The sequence below is a fragment of the Azoarcus sp. Soil_N_20 genome, from assembly GCF_057656155.1.
On record NZ_JBDGKX010000002.1, the window covers coordinates 459,850 to 479,302 of the forward strand.

Below are 19,453 nucleotides of genomic sequence, written 5' to 3' on the forward strand. Positions count from 1 at the left end.
AGCTTCATCGCTCCGGGCCCAGGGCCGCTGACGCGACCGCCCGGATCCGCGCCATCGTCTCTTGCGCCTGCCCGAGACGGGTCGCGAGCACCGCTTCCTCATGGCGAAGGTCGGCCAGCAGGCGTGCCCAGGCCACCGGTGACAGCTCTGCGGCGAGGCCGAGGATCCGGCGGACCAGGGACAGGGCGCCCGCATCCTGCGGGTGATGCCGCAGATACGGGCTGAGTGTCACCAGCGCGTCCTCGAAGCGCCCGGTCTCGGCCTGGAGCGTCGCCAGGCCCAGCGCCGCCCTGCCCGGTGGCGAGGCCTTGTTCGTCGCAGTCTGCAGGAGCGCGAGGGCGGCCTCGATGTCGTTCTGCCGCAGGGCGTATTCGGCGAGATCGGCGTAGACCTCCCAGACCATCGTGTCTTCGCCGGCGAGCACGATCAATGCCTCTGCCCCCTCTTCGAGGCTGCCCGCTACCATCGCCGCCGCGGCGTGCCGGTAGCGGTCGAGATCGGCGTCGTTGTGCCGGGCCGGTGGCGGGTTCTCCGGTGGGGCCGCGCGGGACCCGTCGATCAACCCGATTACCGACTGCAGGAGCTCGCTGCGATCCGGTCGCCGCACGGTGCCGTCGCCGCTTGCGGCGCGCCTTGCCCCCAGTCGGCGGTTGAGTGGGAGCTCGGCATCGATCAACCAGGTCGTGCCGCCTGCTTGCCGGTGCGCGACCGAGGGGTGTGGTGTGTGAACAAATCCCAGGGTTCCCGAGCCTTGCTCGAGTTTTGCCCACGAAGCCCCGATCAGGGCGCGGATCTCGTCCCGTGCCTGGTTCTGGCCGGGATGGATCCGGAACCGGCTCAGGGGGGCGGCAATGTACGCCGCCTCGCCTTGGGAGAGCAGGTTGTGCCACGCGGCGATGTCGCCGACCACGCGGATGTCGTCATGCCCGTCGAAGCTTGCGTAATGGGGCTGGATCCAGGCCAGGTCGGCCTTGCGGAACATGACCGTGGTCGGCTCGCCGATGAAATTGGCCTGCAGCGCGATGATCGCACCGGCGAGCTCCTCGCCCCGGAAGACGCAGTCGACGGCGCTCAGCGCTTCGGTGTGCTGGTCGTCGGGGAGCGGATTTCCGGCGGAATCGATGCGGGTTCGGCGCGAGAAGACCAGGGTCGCCGCCGGCTCGCGGCGGAACGCCTCCACCATGCGCTCGATGCAATCTGGTGCGAGCGTGTCGTCGTCGCAGAGGAACTTCACGAACTCGCCGTTCGCCCGTTCGATGCACTGGGCGAAATTGGCTCGGCCGCCGATGTTGTGCGGGTTGCGGATCCACTCGATCGTCCGGCCGGGCGCAATCAGGTCGTCGGCTATCCGCTGCAGGCGGTCGTCGGCGCTGTCGTCGCACACCAGGATGTGGAGGTTCGGATAGGTCTGGGCCAGCGCGCTGTCCAGGCAGGCGGCGAAGAACGCCGGTTTGAACGCCGGGATCGCGAGTGTCACCAGCGGCAGCACATCCGGTGGAATGCGGTGGTCGGGAACCGTCAGGGCGAGCCGATCCGGGTTCTCGGGGTGAACCGCGAACCCGGCGTAGCGCGCCCGCTCGGCCAGGGTCTGGCGCGCCGCGGCGGCGGCGGGGGCATCGAGGTACACCCGTCCCCCCGGGCAGAGCGCGCGCCGGAAACTGCGCAGCAGCGTCAGCAGCTCGGCCGGCGGCATGTCCTCGAGCCTGCCTGCGTAGCGAATTTCGGCGACCGGTGGCAACGCGCCAGACGCCGGAAGCGGCGACGGGTCGGTGGGGGCCACCCGGGGCGGTGGTGAGTCCGGGGCGGCGGCGGGGGGCATGGCCGAGTGTTCGGCGTCGCCGGCATCCGGCGTCCGCAGGCGATCGAGGCCGGTGTTCGTCCGGGCGAAGATGAAGGCATGGTTCTCGAACTTTTCGAGCTGATGTACCTGCCCCCAGTTGTGAGCGAAGACCGGGGCGAATCCGAGCGCTTTCAGGGCCCTGGCCAGGTCGGTGTCGGTGATCCCCCATTGCCATATGTGGTGCACATCGCGCCACGCGCGCCCGTGCACCGGATGCGGTTCGTCGAGACGGCGGAACAGTTCCGCATAGGTGGGATGCTTCCGGTCATGCGGAACGTTGCGAAAGTACTCATCCTCACCGAGGTCCAGCAGCCGGACCGTCCGCTCGCCGGTGTATTGCTGGTTGAAGATCAGGATGTGTGAGGCCCGTGCGGCGTACATGCGCAGGATCTCGTCCCAGTCGGGACGAACCTGGTGCAGCAGGGTGTCGAAAAGGAAGACGACGTCGAACGGGGGGAGGCGGTCGAACACCGCGCCATCGCCGAAATTGCCCTGGACGAACTCGAGCCGCGGTTCGTGCGCGAGGGCGTCGAGAAAGGTCCGGGTCGGATGGGTGTCGACCATCGTGCCGCCGGTGCAGCCGGGCTGGGACAGGGCATGGAACGCATAGGCGCCGTGCACGGCCCACAGCCCGCCCAGATCGACGAACCGCCACGGGCCGTCGATCGCCCGTCCCACGGCTTCGATCAGTTCGAGTTTTCCCGGGTGCGGGGGGTTTACGATCTCATTGTTCTTCATGGCGAGCGTCTTCCGGTCGCGGGTTGCATAGATAGGCGTTGATTTCGCCGAGCGAACACCACATCAGTACGTCGAGAATCGAGAGGTTCTCATGAAAGGCGTAGGGTGTGCAGTCGTAACGGAGTTGGTTCATCCGGGTGAAGGACAGCCGGATTCCGGCCGCCCGCCACTCGTCGTCCCTGAACAGCCCACGGCCGCCGGGCGGGTTCAGGTATTCGTCCGCCCCGAGTGCGGAGGCGATGCGCAGAGCCCATTGTCCGGCGTGCTCGACATCGTCCAGCACAAGATCGAGCGTCGAGCAGCGTTCGGCGGCGAAGGGGATGCCGAGCCGCTCGGTGACTGCGGCGAGGCTTGCCAGACTCAGCGCGACGAGGCCGTCGGAGCGGGTGCGCGAGAACGTGTCGCGAACGATGTCGGTGACGACGCCGTGGTACGGCGCACGCCGCCGGTAGTGGTCGAGCTGGGCCAGGATCCTGCGTTCGGCCTCGTCCCGGTCGGCGACCGACACCGCGGTGAGCGGGGTTCCATGGGCGGCCTTCCGGACCGGTATGCCGAAATACTGCCAGCCGTGCGCGGGATGCAGGATCCGGTTCCGGTTCATCCAACTGTGCCGGTTGTACTGGACGACATCAAATGCAATCCATCGGTCCACCCGGGCGATCAGCTCGAAGTAGCCGATGTAGGGGAAGGGATAGGGCTGCATGATGCCGAGTTTCATTGTGTGTCGCGCCGCTGTGTCCGGCGTCCGGTGATCGCCGCGGCCTCACCGGTGGCGAGGTCGATGATGTCGCAAATGCCGTGCGCGACGTCCTCGGTGACGCACGGTCCGAGCGGAATCTGCAATGTCCGGCGGCACAGCGCGTCGGTGACCGGCAGCGATACCGAATCCGGACGTTCCGAGTAGGGAGACAGACGATGCACCCCGGGGTGGAAGTAGCGCCGGGCGAGGATGTTCTCGCCGCGCAGCAGTTCGACCAGCGTGTCGCGGTCGATGGCACCCTGCGCGGCGGTCGTCTCGAGGACGGCATACTGGAAATTGTGCAGCCCGGTGCCGCGGAAATCGTAAAGCCGGATCCCGGGCCAGCGCGCCGAACGCTCGCGGTAGATCCCGAATATCGTGCGGTTGTGATCGCGGTTGGCGTCGTAGTGATCGAGCGACAGCAGTGCCATGGCGGCCTGGGCCTCGCTCATCTTGCCGTTGATGCGCAGGCCGACGTTGGCAAACGTCTCCGAGTGATGAAAATTGCGGATGGTGCGGACCCGCATCGCCAGGTCGTCGTCGTTGGTGGTCAGGCAGCCGCCCTCCGCGCCACTGATGATCTTGGTCGCGTGAAAGGAAAAGGCCTCGATGCGCCCGAAATTCCCGATCATCCGGCCGTCGTGCGAGCAGCCGAAGGCGTGGGCGGCATCGAAGAACAGCGCGAGGCGGTTCGCGTCGCACAGCGCCTGCAGCCCCTGCGGGTCACACGGCTGTCCCCACAGGTGAACCCCGAGGATGGCTGCGGTCCGGGGGCCGATCAGCGCCGACGCGGTGGCGGCGGACAGGGCATGTGTCGATCGGTCCACATCGGCGAACACCGGCTCCAGCCCGGCCCAGGTCAGGGCCTGTACGGTTCCGGGAAAAGTGAACGCGGGCACGATGACCTCGCCCCGCAGATCGAGGGCGCGGGCCGCGATCATGAGTGCGATGGTGCCGTTGGTGACGCAGAGCGCGTGACGCACGCCGAGCTTGCCGGCTATCGCGGCCTCGAGTTCGGCCACGAGCGGGCCGTGGTTGGTGTAGTAGCCGCGCTCGAATATCCCGGAGAACATGCGTTCGAAATCGTCCCACGCCGGAAGGTTGACCTGTCCCACCGGGATCTCTTCGGCGAATGCCGGCTCGCCGCCGAAGATGGCCAGTTGGTCGACCCTGCTCTTCATCGAACGGCTGCTCCCGTGGCGGTCATGGTGGCGAAGATCTCGTCGGCGTGGGCATAGACGAAATCGACCAGGTTCGCGAGCCGCGGGATGTCGTCCGGTTCGAGGGCGTCACCGGCCGGCATCTGCACGATATGCATCGACAGGGCCTCGGCGACGGGGAGCGATGCATGTCTGGGATCGTCCTGGAGGTGCAGCGGAGGGGCGTAATAGGGCCGCGCCAGCGCCCCTTCCGCGCGCAGGATCGATACCAGCCAGTTCCGCCCGAGGGGCCAGTCGTGCGCCAGCTGCAGCAGGGGGAATTCGTAGTTCGTGGTATTCCCGTCGGCAAACGGAATCCAGGAGACCCCGGTGATCCCGTCGAAAGCGCTGCGATAGGCTTCATAGCGCTGGCGGTTGCGCTCGATCACCGCCGGCAGATCGTCGAGTGCGGCCAGCGCACTGGCTGCATGCAGTTCGTTGAGCTTGGCATTGAGGCCGATGGTGTCGATCGAGGATTCGCCGGTATAGCCGAAATTGCGCTTGCGTTGCAGCAGGCCCGCCAGCGTAGCATCGGCGGTGGTGATGTATCCGCCCTCGAAACCGTTGAGCAGTTTTGTGGCGTGCAGGCTGAAGACTTCGGCGCGCCCGAATGCTCCGATCGGCCTGCCACGGTAGCTCGCGCCCAGCCCGTGGACGGAGTCGAACAGGAGCGCGATGCGCCTGTCCCCGCACAGGGCTTCGAGTTCGTCGATCGGGCACGGGCTGTTGGCCTGATGGACGCCGAGGACCATCAGGGTGTCCCCATCGAGCGCCGCCGATACCGTTTCGGCGGTGAGCGTGTGGGTGTTGCGGTCGACGTCGCAGAATCGCGGCGTCTGCCGTGCCCAGCGCACGATATGGGGCAGGCCGGTATAGGTGAAGGTCGGGATCACGACGTTTCCGGTCCGGCCCGCGGCGATGCTGTCGATGAGTGCAATCAGTGCCAGTCCGGCATTGGCATAGGCGATGCAATGGCTGACCTGGTGAAAGTCGGCGAGGCGCTCTTCCAGTTTCTGGACCATCGGGCCGTTGTTGGACAGTCTGCGCCGGGAAAAACACTCCCTTGCCAGCGCAAAGAACCGCTCCGGGTCGGGGCGCGCAAGCTGTCCGATGGGACGCACCTGCGCGAACAAGGGTTTGCCGCCGAAGATGGCGAGCTCCGAAACGCTGTGCTTGTCATTCATCTGGCCGTGCTCACGACAGAAACGAGGCGAGCCGGGTGTCCTCGAGCTCGCGCACCATCGCGCTGCCGATTTCCGGGTCCAGTTCGGCTTCCCATCGCGATGCGACACTCGGGCTCTTGAATACCGAGCGTGGGTGATCCCGGTGGTCGGTCTGCGACTCGCGCAGGAACTGTTCGGTCTGCGGGTGCAGCGCGAGCCCGACACCCGGGAAGACGGCCTGCACGCCGGCCAGCGGGTCCCTGACCCAGCTCTCGTAGCGTACGAGGTGGAAGCGCCGCGGATATTGCTGCTCGAGATCGAGGTAGAGATTGCCGACTTTCTTCCAGTCGTCGAAACCCCAGTACTCGCCCACATCGGTCTTGCGGCAGTGGCCGGTGCGCCATTCGCGGCCCGGATCGGCGCCGGCCGGAAACTCCAGCGGGTTGGTGAGCCACGAATGGATCGCCGCACGGGGGTCGCGGACGATGCCGACCACCTGGGCCATGGGAACCCGTTCGAGGAGGCGGGGCAGCAGGTGATGGAAGCGGGTGGATTTGATCGCGAGCACCGGCGGCTGCGGATCGCGCTGCGCAAAACGGGGCACCAGGGTTTCGCGGCGGAGGTATTCCTGGTCGAGATACTCGCTGCGGGTCGAGTAGGTCGCCGCAAGCAGCTTGTGCCAGTCGGCGGCGCTGCTGTTTTCGTCCAGTGCGTTCTTGAAGTCGTACGAGAACAGTGGGCAGAGTTTATACCGAACCGCCGGGTGGGACGCAAATATCTGCCCGATCCAGTTGGTACCGGAACGGGGCATGCCTGCAATCCAGATGAGCTTGTCCATCATGTATTCAACCCGCGTGGGGATAGGAGTGCGTCGAACCGGTAGTGGGCCGCGTGGAAGCCCTCGGGCATGAGGCTGGTTGCGCAGTTCCAGCCACATTGTCGCGCCATCGTGGAGAACTCGCGCATCGAATACCACACCCCGATGGGCTCCAGCGGGGAGTCGAGAACGGCCTCGTCCACGCGGTCGGCCGCGAAGAACAGCGGGGCGCGTTCGCGGTCCGGAATATTGCCGATCACGACGCGACCGATGTCGGCGAAGCCCGTCCGCAACGCGCACAGCAACTCTGCGGCGCGTTCCCGCGAAAAATATTGCAGCGAACCATAGCAGACCGCCTTGGTGAAGTTCGACGGGCGCGAATCCCGGCGCAGATAGGCGAGCGCCTCGGCTACGACGAAGCGATCCGATTCCCGCGTAGCGAAGCGGGCGCTCGCGATCTCGATCAGGCGCGGGGAGGCGTCGATGCCGAGCCCCGCCGCGCACTGGCCGAACCAATGGTGGGAGAGGGCGCCGTTTCCGCAACACAGATCGAGCAGACGGTCACACGGCTGGAGGTCCAGCAGCGTGGAAACGGTATCGACGATCATGGCGATCTGCGCGTCGGGGAGCGGCCTGCCGTTGACCGTGCGCTTGACCTGCCCCCACAAGTCATCGGCATCGCAGGTCAGTGCATGCGCTTCGTAGCTGCCGTTCTCAGGCCTTGGTTCGTTCATCGGTGGCGGTGGTCGAAGGGGGCTAGTGGTCCCGGGGCTGGCTCATCATCAGCCAGGCGAAGATGCAAGCCAGCTTTTCGGCGCTTAACGGCGACGGTGGCGCCGCATCGACCGGAGCGGGCGCCGCGACCGCGGGAAAGAGCATTTCGCGTCCGAAGAAGCACCGGGCAAGCTGTCGATTTCCCGCATCGTAGCGCTCACGCACGCTTTGCCTGGTCGCCCGCGTATGCAGGGGGGCATCAGCCAGCAGCGTGCCCGGGGCGGTGTGCGACAGCGCGATCAGCTGTTTGTGAAAGCGGCGCTTGTCGATGGTGCCCAGCGGCAGCTGGTTGATGGTGCGCTGGAACTCGAGCAGATCCCGCAGCAATCTCTGATTCGGACGCTCCGGCGCGTACGCGTAGTGCGCGGGATCCAGCCCGAGAAGCCCGGTGAAATCGTGCCGTACATCGAATGCGGTTGCGCTGTCGTCGGGGTAGGTCCGCACCACGATCCGCTCATGTCCGAATACGTCGGCCCATCGTGCGAGACGGCTGGAGTAGTCCCACAAGCCATCGAATTCGGCGATGCACTGGAGGAAAGTCCCCGCATAGCCTTGCGCCTTGACGACCTGGTTGTACCACGACTCGATCGCGTCCTCCTGCCTGCGGACATAGACCACGACTGCCACACGGCCGGCCGCATGGCCCAGCCCGGCGAGGAGATCGCGAACCTTTTCCGGCGGGGCCAGCCAGTAGAAATTCTCGCTGCTCAGGATGAGCCGCCGAAACCGCGGGTGCGCATCCACCTCGATGCGCAGGGCGTCGAGCAGCGCGTCGAGCGAGCGTTCCTGCGGGGTCGCCCATTCCGGGTAGCCGCCGGAGACGAGAAAGGCGAGGTCGTGATGGGCAAACCCGCGTTCGATGGACGCCGGATAAAGAATGCCGTCGTTTCCGAGTGCGGCGCGGTTGGCGCCGAGAAAAGCCTCGAGCGCGGTCGAGCCCGTTTTCGGCGCGCCGATGTGTACTACGCAGCTTGCGTGTTCGATGACGCTCGCGCGCGCATGGCTCAGGATCGGCATGGATCGATCACGGCCCCTTACCGGCCCGGCTCCAGGTTCCGAGCCAGGTGCTCCGGGAGCAGCCCACGGGCATACAGCAGGCCTAGCACCTGATCGACGCAGGCGTTCACGTCGTTGCTCATCGTGTCGAGGGTCAATTCCGGTTCCGGTGGTGGATCGTAAGGCGAGGAGATGCCGGTGAAGTTCCCTATCTTCCCCGCTAGGGCCAGTTTGTAGAGCCCCTTTACGTCCCGTTCCATGCAGACTTCAAGATCGCAGCGACAATACACTTCCAGAAATTCGCCGTGTGCCACGATGGCCCGTGCCTGCTCCCGATCAGCCCGGTACGGGGAGATGAATGCGGCCAGGGTGATGATGCCTGCATCCATCATGAGTTTTGCCACCTCGCCGATGCGGCGAATATTCTCGCTACGGTCCGCGCCGGAAAAACCCAGGTCACCGCACAAGCCGTGGCGCAGGTTGTCGCCGTCCAGGACGTAGGTCCGGCATCCGAGGGAATGCAGCCTTTTCTCGACCGCAAACGCGATGGTGGATTTCCCTGCACCGGAGAGTCCGGTCAGCCACACGATGGCACTGCGGTGTCCGTTCTGCCGGTAACGGGCTTCGCGGCCGACGAGCGACGAGTGGGTGGAGACGTTTTCCGATTTCATCTCTGGAACGTAGGAATCAAGATCGATTCGTTGAGGGGTTCGACATGGTGCGAGTTTCTGCACAGCCCCATGTCCTCGCCGGGCACCCGCCCGGCGCGTTCCGGATGTTACCAGTTTAGTGCGGCGAGCCCCCCGAAGCGGGCCCGGGGTGAGGTGGCCTGGCTCAGCCCTGCAGCAGACTCAGCACCTGCTGCGGCAGCGCATTGGCCTGGGCCAGCATCGCGCTGCCCGCCTGTTGCAGGATCTGCGCCCGGGTGAGGTTCGCGGTTTCGGCTGCGAAATCCGTGTCGCGGATACGGGAACGCGACGCGGACAGGTTCTCCGACGACACCTGCAGGTTGGAGATGGTGGTCTCGAACCGGGCCTGCAGGGCGCCGAACTTCGCGCGTTGGCCGTTGATCGCCGACAGGGCGGCGTCGGCGATGGCGAGCGTGCGCTGGGCGGCGTCTACCGAGCTGACGTCGAGTTCGCTGACTTTCTGCAGTTGCCCGGCTGCCGAGACGTTGTTGAAGAAGTCCGTGGTGTTGGGCGCGTCGATGCTGAACGACTTGTCGGAGTCCAGCACCAGCTGCCCGGTGCCGATGGCGGTTGCCCCGGCGGCGGTCGATGTACCGCCGATCGTTGCGGTGTTCGAGCCGGACGCCGCGTTGGCGATGGTGATGTTCTCACCGAACGAGTTGAGCAGCGTGAGGCCGTCGCCGGCGTCGTTGACGCGGGCGGAGACACCGGTCTTCGCCGACACGTCGTTGAACGCATTGACCGCGGCGGCGAGGCCGTCGTTGTCTTCCGAACCGATGGTGAAGGATACTGTGATCGCAGCGGCGTTATCCGAGGTGACGTCGAACTTATAGCTCACATTGGGGGCGCTGAAGTCGATATCGAACTCGGTCTTGGCCGAGGCGCTGACCCCGGTCGTTCCGTTGTCAGCGTTGATCAACTGGGCCGCGGTCTTGGCCGATGCGCCCGCTGGAATTGTGACTGCCGCGGCGCCTGCAGCGCCATTGACCGTCACCGTTCCGCCGGCGACCCGGTTGGTCGCCGCCGCCGAAGACGGCAGGGCGAACGCGGTGCTGCCCGCGGTGAGATCGCCCTTGGCGCCCGCGTTGGCGGCAACCACAGAACCGATGCGATAGCCGCCGAACTGGTTGGTGCTGAAGTTGGCCGTCGTCGCCTGGATGGTCTGGCCGGCGTTGGCGCCCACCTGGAAGGTTGCAGTGGTGAACGAGCCGTCGAGCAGCTTGCGGCCGTTGAACTCGGTGGTCTTCGCGATCCGGTCCATCTCCGCGGTGAGCTGATTGACCTCGGCGTTCAGCGCCTGGCGATCGGATGCGGAGTTGGTGGCGTTGGAGGACTGCACCGCGAGTTCGCGGATGCGTTGCAGCACATCGCCGGCCGACTGGAGGGCGCCTTCTGCCGTCTGCGCGAGCGAGATGCCGTCGTTCGCGTTGCGGCGTGCCTGATCCTGACCACGGATCTGCGACGTCATCCGTTCCGCGATCGCGAGGCCGGCAGCGTCGTCCTTGGCGCTGTTGATGCGCAGGCCGGAGGAGAGGCGCTGCAGCGAGGTCGACAGCGAGGTCTGCGAGCTGTTCAGGTGGCGCTGCGTATTGAGTGAGGCGACGTTGGTGTTGATGACCTGTGCCATTTTGCATCTCCTTCGATATCTGGGTCGGCGGATGCTCGGGGTGCTGACGCGGTGTGGGCCGCGATTCAAGCTTGGCATCCGAGCCTTCTGGGCAGCTATCAGCGAAATGCGTGCCAGGCGTTTTTGAGTTATTAAGCTTATTTTTTTCAATGCTTTGGAGGACGTTCTTGCCGCCCTGCGGCAAGTCTTGCCTGTTCTTGCCGTCCCGTTGTCAGTGAGCCGGCAAGAACTGGCGCCGTGGCAAGCCTGCGGTCGCGCAGGCGGCGCTCAGCCCTCGGTCCGATACGGCTTGCCCAGCGACAGCGGCGAATTGAGCCGGATGGTGTTCGCGTTGCGCGAGATCACCACCAGTACCACGATGGTCGCCCAGTAGGGCAGCGACGACAGGAACTGGGCCGGGAAGTCGAGTTGCAGCCCGGAGCCCTGGATGAAGAGCTGGGTGATCATCACTCCGCCGAACAGGTAGGCGCCGATCATGACCCGCAGCGGGCGCCAGGTGGCGAACACCACCAGCGCGAGCGCGATCCAGCCGCGGCCGGCGACCATGCCTTCGACCCACATCGGGGTGTAGAACACCGACAGGAAGGCGCCGCCCATGCCGGCCATGGCGCCGCCAAAGAGCACCGCGAGGTAGCGGATGCGGATCACCGGGTGGCCGATGGCGTGCGCCGAGGCGGGCGATTCGCCCACCGCGCGCAGCACCAGCCCGGCGCGGCTGCGGTACAGGAACCACACCACGGCCCAGAACAGCGCCCATGACAGATAGACCAGCGCCTGCTGGTTGTACAGCGCCTCGCCGATCAGCGGCAGATCGGCGATGAAGGGGATGCGGATCGGCGGCACCGCAGGGAGCGCGATCGATTCGAAGGGTTTGCCGATGAAGGCCGACAGGCCGACGCCGAAGATCGACAGCGCCAGCCCGGCGGCGACCTGGTTGGCCTGCAGGGTCAGCGTCAGGAAGCCGAAGATCAGTGCGACCAGCATCGCCGCACCCATGCCGGCGAGTACGCCGAGCCACGGATTGCCGCTGTGGTGGGTGACCGCGAAGGCGGCGACCGCGCCCATCGCCATCATGCCTTCGGCGCCGAGGTTGAGCACGCCGGCCCTTTCATTGACCAGCAGGCCGAGCGCCACGATGATCAGCGGGGTGCCGGCCACCACGGTGGCGAACAGCATGGAGGTGATGAGCGCTGCGTCCATGGGGTGCCTCAGGCGGTGGCGCGGCCGAGCCGCAGCCGGTAGTGGATGAACACGTCCGAGCCGAGCAGGAAGAACAGCAGCAGGCCCTGGAACGCCATCGAGATCGAGCTCGGCAGATTCATGTATTGCTGCACCTGCTCGCCGCCGATGAACAGCAGCGCCATCAGCAGGCTGGCGAGCAGGATGCCGAAGGGGTTGAGCCGGCCGACGAAGGCGACGATGATCGCGGCGAAGCCGTAACCGAGGTTCACCTTGTCGGTGAGCTGGCCCATCGGCCCGGCAACCTCGCTCATGCCGGCAATCCCCGCCGCCGCGCCGCCGGTCAGCAGCCCGATCCAGATCATGCGCCGGGCCGAGAAACCGGCGTAGCGCGCGGCGTCGGCTGCCTCGCCGGCGACCCGCATCTTGAATCCGGTATAGCTGCGGTTCATGAAGGCGTAGCCGGCCACCAGCGCGGCGAGCGCGATGACGAAGCCGGCGTGGAGCCGGGTGCCCTCGAACAGGACCGGCAGCAGCGCGGCGTCGCCGAACATCGCGGTCTGCGGGAAGTTGAAGCCGTCCGGATCCTTCCATGGCCCGAACACCAGCCACGAGACGAAGAGCTGGGCGACATAGACCAGCATCAGCGACACCAGGATCTCGTTGGCGTTGAACTTCGTTTTCAGCAGCGCCGGGATCGCCGCCCAGGCCGCACCGGCCGCCGCGCCCGCCACCACCATGGCGGGCAGGATCAGCCCGCTGTCGGAGCCCTGGAAGTACAGCGCGACGCCGGTGGCGCCCACAGTGCCGAGCATGAACTGGCCTTCGGCGCCGATGTTCCACACGTTGGCGCGAAACCCGACCGCAAGGCCGATCGCGCACAGCATCAGCGGGGTGGCCTTGAGCAGCAGTTCGGAGACGCCGTACAGATCCTTGAGCGGGTTCAGCAGGAAGAGGCGCAGACCGTCCACCGGGTCCTTGCCCAGTGCGGAGAACACCGCCATGCCGGCGACCAGGGTCAGGACCGCGGCGAGCAGTGGCGACAGCCAGCTCATCAGGCGCGAGGCCTCGGCGCGCGGTTCAAGCCTGAGCACGGGCCACCTCTGCCAGCAGGACTGGCTGTTGTTCCGTCAGCTCGGAGCCCGGCCACAGTCCGCTCATCCACATGCCGATGTCCTCGACCGAGGTTTCGGCGATGGGCCGTGGCGGCGACAGCCGGCCCTGGGCGATGACCGCGATGCGGTCGCAGATCTCGAACAGTTCGTCCAGCTCCTCGGAGATCACCAGCAGCGCGCAGCCACGCTTGCGCAGGTCGATCAGGGACTGGCGGATGAAGGCGGCGGCGCCGACGTCCACGCCCCAGGTCGGCTGGGCGCAGACCAGCAGCTTCGGCGCCTGCAGGATTTCGCGGCCCATGATGAACTTCTGCAGGTTGCCGCCCGACAGCGACCTGGCCGGTGCCGCGGCACCACCGCACTTGACCCCGAAGGCCTCGATGCAGCGCTCGGCAAAGTCCCGTGCACGCGCGAAGGAGAGAAAGCCCCCGCTGACGAAGTGCTGCGACCGCGCCGCGGTGAGGATGGCGTTGTCGGCCAGCGACATGCCCGGCACCGCGCCGCGGCCGAGGCGCTCCTCGGGTACGAAGCACATGCCCAGGCGGCGGCGCTGGCCGGGATTCAGGCGCCCGGCCTCGACCCCGAGGATCTGCACCGGGAACTTCTCCGCCAGCGGCTCCTCGCCCGAAATCGCGCGCAGCAGCTCCTGCTGGCCGTTGCCGGAGACGCCGGCGATGCCGACGATCTCGCCTGCATGCACCTCGAGGTGGATGTCGCGCAGATCGGTCGCGAACGGGTCGGCGCTGGCGTGCGACAGGCCGGCCAGGCGCAGGCGGACGTCGCCGCCGGGCCGGCTCGCGCCGTGCTCGCACACCGGCAGGTCCTTGCCGATCATCAGCCGCGCCATCGATTCGGGCGTTTCCTCGGCCGGCCTGCAGTGGCCGGTGACGCGTCCGTCGCGCAGCACGGTGGCGGTGTGGCACAGCGCCTGGATTTCGTCGAGCTTGTGGCTGATGTAGAGGATGGAGCAGCCCTCGGCGGCGAGCTGGCGCAGGGTTTCGAACAGTTTGGTTACCGCTTGCGGGGTCAGTACCGAGGTCGGCTCGTCCATGATCAGCAGGCGCGGGTTCTGCAGCAGGCAGCGCACGATCTCGACCCGCTGGCGTTCGCCCACCGACAAGGCATGCACATGGCGGCGCGGGTCGACCGGCAGGCCGTAGCGTTTCGAGACCGCCTCGATGCGCTGCGCCAGTTCGTCCAGGTCCGGTTTGCCGGGCAGGGCGAGGGCCACGTTGTCGACCACGGTCAGGGTCTCGAACAGCGAGAAGTGCTGGAACACCATGCCGATGCCGAGCTCGCGAGCGTGCGCCGGGCTGGTTACGGTCACCGGCCGGCCTTCCCACTGCATCTCGCCGGCGTTCGGGCGGGTGACGCCGTAGATGATCTTCATCAGCGTGGATTTGCCGGCGCCGTTCTCGCCGAGCACGGCGTGGATCTCGCCGGGTGCGACCTGCAGATCGACACCATCGTTGGCGACCACGGTCGGGTAGACCTTGCGGATGTCCCGGAGGACGAGGCGCGGTGGCGCGTCTGCAACGATGGGCGTTGGTGGCGTCATGGATAGTGGGTGTCCGCGGTGGCGGCTTGATCGTGGTTCGGTGCACCCGTGGCCTTGGTCCGGCGCAGTTTCATCAACTGCGCGGCGATCGCGATCGCGATCACTTCCGGTTCCTTGCCGTTGACGCCAGCTTGGCCCACCGGGCAGGTCAGCCGGGCCAGTTGCGTGTCGCCATAGCCACGCGCGCGCAGTTTCGCTTCGAAGCGGCTGCGTTTCGAGCGCGAGCCGATCAGGCCGAGAAAACGGAAATCGCCGTGCTCGAGCCAGGCCCGCACCAGTTCGAGGTCGAGTGCATGGCTATGGGTGGCGATCAGCACCGCGCTGTCGGCAGGCAGGTGGCGAATCTCGGCCTCGGGGCAGTCGGTGACCAGCGGGCGGACGTTGCGCGGCATCAGGGCGAGAAACTCGTCTTCCCGCGGATCGATCCAGGTGACCCGGATCGGCAGGCGGGCGAGGACGTCGACCAGCGCCCGGCCGACGTGGCCGGCACCGAACAGCGCAAGGTGCAGCTCGGGCGGGCGGAACAGTTCGACCACGTGGCTGGGGGCGGGCTCGCCCTCGCAGGCAACGAGCGCGCCGTCGCCGGCGCTGGCGACCAGGCGGTTCAGCACGGCAGCAGGGAGCGGTGGGGGCGGGCTGGCCGTGGCCAGCGCGGCGACGGTTACGCCGCGGCCGCCGAGTTCGATCACCCGGATCCAGTCGCACTGTTGCTGCTCCAGGCGGCGGGCTTCGGCCACCCAGTCGCGCTCGGCCGGGCTCACCAGGTCGAAGGCGAGCTGCACGACGCCGCCGCAGCACTGGCCGACCCGGGCGCCGAGCGGAAAGCGCTCGACGCGCGCAGGTGGAAGCGGGCCGGTCCCTGCTGCGGCCAGCATCTGGCGGGCGATCCCGAGCGCGCGCAGTTCGAGCTGCCCGCCACCGATGGTGCCGCACTGCCCGTCGTGGGTGACCAGCATGCGTGCCCCGGGCGCTCGCGGGGCCGAACCGCGTACCTCGGCGACGCCCACCCAGATCGCAGCCTGGCCGGTGTCGAGCCGGTCGGCGAGGGTGTCGAGCAGGCGTGCGGTGTTCATGCCGAGGCCGCCCGTTGGCGCGCCTCGTCCACGCAGCGCAGGATCTCCTCCGCGGTGGCCGGGGCATTGAGCAGGGGGGTGACACGGTAGTCGGCAGCCGCGGCCACCGCATCCTTGATTGCATGCCATACCGACAGCGCCAGCATCAGCGGCGGTTCGCCCACCGCCTTGGAGCGGAAGATCGAGTCCTCGGCATTGATCCCGCGTTCCCACAGGCGCACGTTGAACACCGGCGGCAGGTCCGACACCGCCGGGATCTTGTACGTGGACGGGGCATGGGTGAGCAGGCGTCCGTCCGCATCCCAGCACAGTTCCTCGGTGGTCAGCCAGCCCATGCCCTGGATGAAGCCACCCTCGACCTGGCCGAGGTCGATCGCCGGGTTCAGCGAGTGGCCGACGTCGTGCAGGATGTCGGTGCGCAGCACCTTCGCTTCACCGCTCAGGGTGTCGATCGCCACTTCGCTGCAGGCCACGCCGTAGGCGTAGTAATAGAACGGGCGGCCGGACAGGGTGGCGCGGTCGTAGGCGATCTTCGGCGTGCGGTAGTAGCCGGTGGCCGACAGCGAGACCCGTCCCATCCACGCGGCGTGGACCAGTTCGGCGAAATCGAGCACCGTGTCGCCGGCGCGCACCCGGTTGGGCAGGAATTCGACCTGGTCCTCGCGGCAGCCGTACTTCGCCGCGGCGAATTCGGTGAGACGGACCTTGACCGTGCGCGCCGCGTCCTGCGCCGCCTTGCCGTTGAGGTCGGCGCCGCTGGAGGCGGCGGTCGCCGAGGCGTTGGGTACGCGCGCGGTGTCGGAGGCGGTGACGCGGACGCGGTCGATGTCGATCTGCAGTTCGCGGGCAACCACCTGGGCGACCTTGGTGAACAGGCCCTGGCCCATCTCGGTGCCACCGTGGTTGAGCATCACCGTGCCGTCGGTATACACATGGAGCAGGGCGCCGGCCTGGTTCAGGTGGGTGGCGGTGAAGGAGATGCCGAACTTCACCGGGGTCAGCGCGATGCCCTTCTTGATCACCGGGCTGTCGGCGTTCCAGGCGTGAATCGCCGCACGTCGGGCGCGGTAGTCGCAATCGGCTTCGAGTTCGGTGGTGAGTTCGTCGAGAACATTGTCCTCGATGGTCTGGCCGTAGTGGGTGGTGTTGCGCTCGGTGATGCCGTAGTAGTTGAGCTTGCGCACGTCGAGCGGGTCGCGCCCGAGGTGGCGGGCGATGGCGTCGATGACCTCCTCGATGCCGAACATGCCCTGCGGCCCGCCGAAGCCGCGGAAGGCGGTGTTCGACACGGTGTTGGTCTTGCAGCGGTGGGAGTCGATCGCCACCGCCGCCAGGTAGTAGGCGTTGTCGGCGTGGAACATCGCGCGGTCGGCGATCGCGCCGGTGAGGTCGACCGAGTAGCCGGCGCGGGCCGCCTGGCGGAAGCGCACGCCGAGGAGGCGGCCGTCGTCGTCGAAACCGGCTTCCCAGTCGATGCGGAAGTCGTGGCGCTTGCCGGTGAGGATCATGTCGTCGTCGCGGTCCAGACGCAGCTTGACCGGGCGGCCCGTATGGCGCGCGGCGATCGCGGCGATGGCGGCGATCTGGCCGGGCTGGCTCTCCTTGCCACCGAAGCCGCCGCCCATGCGCCGGCATTCGACCACCACATCCTTGGCCTCACGCCCGAGCGCATGGGCCACCTGGAGCTGGATCTCGCCCGGATGCTGGCTGGAGGAATAGACCTTCATGGTGTCGTCTTCCTGCGGGATGGCGTAGGCGATCTGGGTCTCGAGGTAGAAGTGGTCCTGGCCGCCGACGCGCACGCTGCCCGCCAGCCGATGCGGTGCGGCGGCGATCGCGCCATCGGCATCGCCACGGTGCAGTACGGTGTCGGGCAGCACCCGGGTGCCGGCGTCGAATGCGGCGTCCACCGTAAGCAGTGCCGGCAGCCGGTCGTATTCGACCCGGGCGAGGCGGGCAGCCGCACGGGCTGCGCGCATGTCGTCGGCGAGCACCACGAACAGCGCCTGGCCATGGAACTGGACTTCGTCGGTGGCGAAGATCGGATCGTCGTGCACGACCGGGCCGAAGTCGTTGACGCCGGGGATGTCGGCTGCAGTGAGCACCGCGACCACGCCGGGCGCGGCCCGCACCGCACCGAGGTCGAGCGCCGTGACCCGGGCATGGGCTGCGCTGGCAAGGCCGACGGCGGCGTGCAGGGTGCGTCGCAGCTCGGGCAAGTCGTCGATGTAGGCGGCGTGGCCGGTGACGTGCAGTACTGCGGATTCGTGGGGCAGCGCAGTGCCGGCGGCGCCACGGCATGCAGCGGCGGGCCGCGTTTCAGGCCTGTTCATGGCCGCTCTCCGCGATGTCGATGCGGGTGGGCACCCCGGCATGGTCGAGCTGCAGGCGGGTGAGCAGGTTTTGCGCCACGCGCATGCGGTAGTCGGCGGAGGCGCGCATGTCGGACAAGGGCTGAAAATCCTGCATCAGCGCCGCGCGGGCGTCGGCCAGCGCCGCTGCGTCGAAGGGGCGGCCGCTGAGTGCGGCTTCGGCATGGTGGGCGCGTCGGGGGGTGGCGGCCATGCCGCCGAACGCCAGCCGCGCCTCGGTGATCACGTCGTCGTTCAAGTGCAGCGCAAAACCGGCGCAAACCGCGGAGATGTCCTGGTCCTGCCGTTTGGAGATTTTCCACGCCCGAATGAGGTGGCGACCCGTGCGTGCGTTGCGCAGCGGGATACGCACCGCCTGCACGAACTCGCCCGGCGCCAGATCCATCTGCTGGTAATCGCGGTAGAGCGCCTCGAGGGGCAGCAGGCGAACGGTGGTGTCGTGACGCAGCACGACCTCGGCGCCGATTGCAATCAGCGCCGGCATGGTGTCGCCGATCGGGCTGCCGTTGGCGATGTTGCCGCACAGGGTGCCGGCGTTGCGGATCGGGCGCGAGCCGAAGCGGCGCCACAGCTCGGTCAGCTCCGGGTAATGCGGCAGGATGGCGCCGAAGGCGTCTTCGAGGTTCACCGCGGCGGCGATCTCGAGCCAGTGCTCGTTCTGCTCGATACGCTGGAGCTCGCGCACCCGGCCGAGATGGATCAGTACGTGCAGCACACGGAACTGCTTGGTGATCCACAGGCCGATGTCGGTGCCGCCGGCGAGCACGGTCGCCAACGGATGGCTCGCGAGCAGCGTGGCGAGTTCGGCGAGGGTGGCGGGGGCAATGAAGCGGCCCTGCGGGTGGCTGATGTCGAGCGTGCGCAGGTCGTCGAGTGCGGTGAGGCGGGCGAGCAGTTCGCGGCCCGCCGCGGTGCCCGCGACGCCCTGCCAGTGCGGCGCGGGCAGGGTGCTGCCGGCAGCGGGCAAGCGGTACATCCGGTGTGCGGCGTCGATGATGGGCCGATAGCCGGTGCACCGGCACAGGTTGCCCGACAGCGCATCGGCAATCGCGTCGCCATCGGGCGCGGATTCGGTCTGGTACAGCGCGAACAGCGACATCACGAAGCCGGGGGTGCAGAAGCCGCATTGCGAACCGTGGCAATCGACCATGGCCTGTTGTGCCGGATGCAGGATGCCATCGGCCGCGCGCAGGCTCTCCACCGTGAACAAGGCCTTGCCATGCAGCGTGGGCAGCAACTGGATGCACGCATTCACGCTGCGCCAGTCGAGGCGGCCATCGCGCGCTTCGGCCAGCACCACCGTGCACGCGCCGCAGTCGCCCTCGGCGCAGCCTTCCTTGGTGCCGGTTCGTGCCTGATCCTCGCGCAGCCAGGTGAGCAGGGTGGTGCTCGGGGCGACGTCGTGCAGCCGGATGTCGCGGCCGTCGAGCAGGAAGTGGATTTCTGCGGTGTTCATGGTGCAAATTTAACACCGCCACAGCCCGGGCGCGCGATGGCGCATCGATACAAAATGTGGGAAGTTATGAAATTCGGTTGTGAGTTTGGTGCGGCGCGGAAAAAAACGCCCCGTCATC

The 19,453-nt window shown here is 67.3% G+C and carries 15 protein-coding genes; all 15 read right to left on the minus strand.

Annotated elements, in window-relative coordinates:
* Nucleotides 1-4: 4 nt before the first annotated feature.
* Nucleotides 5-2,578 (minus strand): glycosyltransferase, encoded by a 2,574-nt coding sequence (locus tag AC3A35_RS06640; protein WP_487435175.1) that lies wholly within the window; start codon nucleotides 2,576-2,578, stop codon nucleotides 5-7.
* Nucleotides 2,565-3,296 (minus strand): WbqC family protein, encoded by a 732-nt coding sequence (locus AC3A35_RS06645; protein ID WP_487435176.1) that lies wholly within the window; start codon nucleotides 3,294-3,296, stop codon nucleotides 2,565-2,567. The genes AC3A35_RS06640 and AC3A35_RS06645 overlap by 14 nt, the downstream gene beginning before the upstream one ends.
* Entirely contained in the window at nucleotides 3,293-4,498 is a 1,206-nt protein-coding gene (locus tag AC3A35_RS06650) for a DegT/DnrJ/EryC1/StrS family aminotransferase (protein ID WP_487435177.1), read from the minus strand. Before AC3A35_RS06650 ends, AC3A35_RS06645 begins: the two co-directional genes overlap by 4 nt.
* Complete coding sequence (locus tag AC3A35_RS06655) at nucleotides 4,495-5,700, minus strand: DegT/DnrJ/EryC1/StrS family aminotransferase (RefSeq protein WP_487435178.1); 1,206 nt, start codon at nucleotides 5,698-5,700, stop codon at nucleotides 4,495-4,497. Before AC3A35_RS06655 ends, AC3A35_RS06650 begins: the two co-directional genes overlap by 4 nt.
* Nucleotides 5,701-5,710: 10 nt before the next feature.
* Complete coding sequence (locus tag AC3A35_RS06660) at nucleotides 5,711-6,520, minus strand: sulfotransferase (protein WP_487435179.1); 810 nt, start codon at nucleotides 6,518-6,520, stop codon at nucleotides 5,711-5,713.
* On the minus strand, nucleotides 6,517-7,104 hold the full coding sequence (locus AC3A35_RS06665; protein ID WP_487435180.1) for a class I SAM-dependent methyltransferase: 588 nt from the start codon (nucleotides 7,102-7,104) through the stop codon (nucleotides 6,517-6,519). Before AC3A35_RS06665 ends, AC3A35_RS06660 begins: the two co-directional genes overlap by 4 nt.
* A gap of 148 nt (nucleotides 7,105-7,252) precedes the next feature.
* The gene (locus AC3A35_RS06670; protein WP_487435182.1) at nucleotides 7,253-8,287 is read right to left on the minus strand and encodes a hypothetical protein; all 1,035 of its coding nucleotides are present in this window, start codon (nucleotides 8,285-8,287) and stop codon (nucleotides 7,253-7,255) included.
* Nucleotides 8,288-8,304: 17 nt separating this feature from the next.
* Nucleotides 8,305-8,937, minus strand: coding sequence for an adenylyl-sulfate kinase (gene cysC / locus AC3A35_RS06675; protein ID WP_487435183.1), 633 nt, complete (start codon nucleotides 8,935-8,937; stop codon nucleotides 8,305-8,307).
* A 163-nt stretch (nucleotides 8,938-9,100) separates the two neighbouring features.
* Complete coding sequence (locus AC3A35_RS06680; protein ID WP_487435184.1) at nucleotides 9,101-10,582, minus strand: flagellin N-terminal helical domain-containing protein; 1,482 nt, start codon at nucleotides 10,580-10,582, stop codon at nucleotides 9,101-9,103.
* Between the two features lie 267 nt (nucleotides 10,583-10,849).
* Nucleotides 10,850-11,782: an ABC transporter permease gene (locus tag AC3A35_RS06685; protein ID WP_487435185.1), complete on the minus strand. Its 933-nt coding sequence runs from the start codon at nucleotides 11,780-11,782 to the stop codon at nucleotides 10,850-10,852.
* Nucleotides 11,783-11,790: 8 nt separating this feature from the next.
* Nucleotides 11,791-12,855 (minus strand): ABC transporter permease, encoded by a 1,065-nt coding sequence (locus AC3A35_RS06690; protein ID WP_487435186.1) that lies wholly within the window; start codon nucleotides 12,853-12,855, stop codon nucleotides 11,791-11,793.
* Nucleotides 12,842-14,434: an ABC transporter ATP-binding protein gene (locus AC3A35_RS06695; protein WP_487435188.1), complete on the minus strand. Its 1,593-nt coding sequence runs from the start codon at nucleotides 14,432-14,434 to the stop codon at nucleotides 12,842-12,844. Before AC3A35_RS06695 ends, AC3A35_RS06690 begins: the two co-directional genes overlap by 14 nt.
* Nucleotides 14,431-15,507 (minus strand): xanthine dehydrogenase accessory protein XdhC, encoded by a 1,077-nt coding sequence (xdhC, locus tag AC3A35_RS06700; protein ID WP_487435189.1) that lies wholly within the window; start codon nucleotides 15,505-15,507, stop codon nucleotides 14,431-14,433. Before xdhC ends, AC3A35_RS06695 begins: the two co-directional genes overlap by 4 nt.
* The gene (gene xdhB / locus AC3A35_RS06705; protein WP_487435190.1) at nucleotides 15,504-17,840 is read right to left on the minus strand and encodes a xanthine dehydrogenase molybdopterin binding subunit; all 2,337 of its coding nucleotides are present in this window, start codon (nucleotides 17,838-17,840) and stop codon (nucleotides 15,504-15,506) included. Before xdhB ends, xdhC begins: the two co-directional genes overlap by 4 nt.
* Nucleotides 17,827-19,335 (minus strand): xanthine dehydrogenase small subunit, encoded by a 1,509-nt coding sequence (gene xdhA / locus AC3A35_RS06710; RefSeq protein ID WP_487435191.1) that lies wholly within the window; start codon nucleotides 19,333-19,335, stop codon nucleotides 17,827-17,829. Before xdhA ends, xdhB begins: the two co-directional genes overlap by 14 nt.
* Between the last annotated feature and the right edge of the window lie 118 nt (nucleotides 19,336-19,453).

Bases quoted from the DNA above. Each gene is read 5' to 3' on its own strand.
- AC3A35_RS06640 (WP_487435175.1), bottom strand. From the start codon at position 2,578: ATGAAGAACAATGAGATCGTAAACCCCCCGCACCCGGGAAAACTCGAA.
- AC3A35_RS06645 (WP_487435176.1), bottom strand. From the start codon at position 3,296: ATGAAACTCGGCATCATGCAGCCCTATCCCTTCCCCTACATCGGCTAC.
- AC3A35_RS06650 (WP_487435177.1), bottom strand. From the start codon at position 4,498: ATGAAGAGCAGGGTCGACCAACTGGCCATCTTCGGCGGCGAGCCGGCA.
- AC3A35_RS06655 (WP_487435178.1), bottom strand. From the start codon at position 5,700: ATGAATGACAAGCACAGCGTTTCGGAGCTCGCCATCTTCGGCGGCAAA.
- AC3A35_RS06660 (WP_487435179.1), bottom strand. From the start codon at position 6,520: ATGATGGACAAGCTCATCTGGATTGCAGGCATGCCCCGTTCCGGTACC.
- AC3A35_RS06665 (WP_487435180.1), bottom strand. From the start codon at position 7,104: ATGATCGTCGATACCGTTTCCACGCTGCTGGACCTCCAGCCGTGTGAC.
- AC3A35_RS06670 (WP_487435182.1), bottom strand. From the start codon at position 8,287: ATGCCGATCCTGAGCCATGCGCGCGCGAGCGTCATCGAACACGCAAGC.
- cysC (WP_487435183.1), bottom strand. From the start codon at position 8,937: ATGAAATCGGAAAACGTCTCCACCCACTCGTCGCTCGTCGGCCGCGAA.
- AC3A35_RS06680 (WP_487435184.1), bottom strand. From the start codon at position 10,582: ATGGCACAGGTCATCAACACCAACGTCGCCTCACTCAATACGCAGCGC.
- AC3A35_RS06685 (WP_487435185.1), bottom strand. From the start codon at position 11,782: ATGGACGCAGCGCTCATCACCTCCATGCTGTTCGCCACCGTGGTGGCC.
- AC3A35_RS06695 (WP_487435188.1), bottom strand. From the start codon at position 14,434: ATGACGCCACCAACGCCCATCGTTGCAGACGCGCCACCGCGCCTCGTC.
- xdhC (WP_487435189.1), bottom strand. From the start codon at position 15,507: ATGAACACCGCACGCCTGCTCGACACCCTCGCCGACCGGCTCGACACC.
- xdhB (WP_487435190.1), bottom strand. From the start codon at position 17,840: ATGAACAGGCCTGAAACGCGGCCCGCCGCTGCATGCCGTGGCGCCGCC.
- xdhA (WP_487435191.1), bottom strand. From the start codon at position 19,335: ATGAACACCGCAGAAATCCACTTCCTGCTCGACGGCCGCGACATCCGG.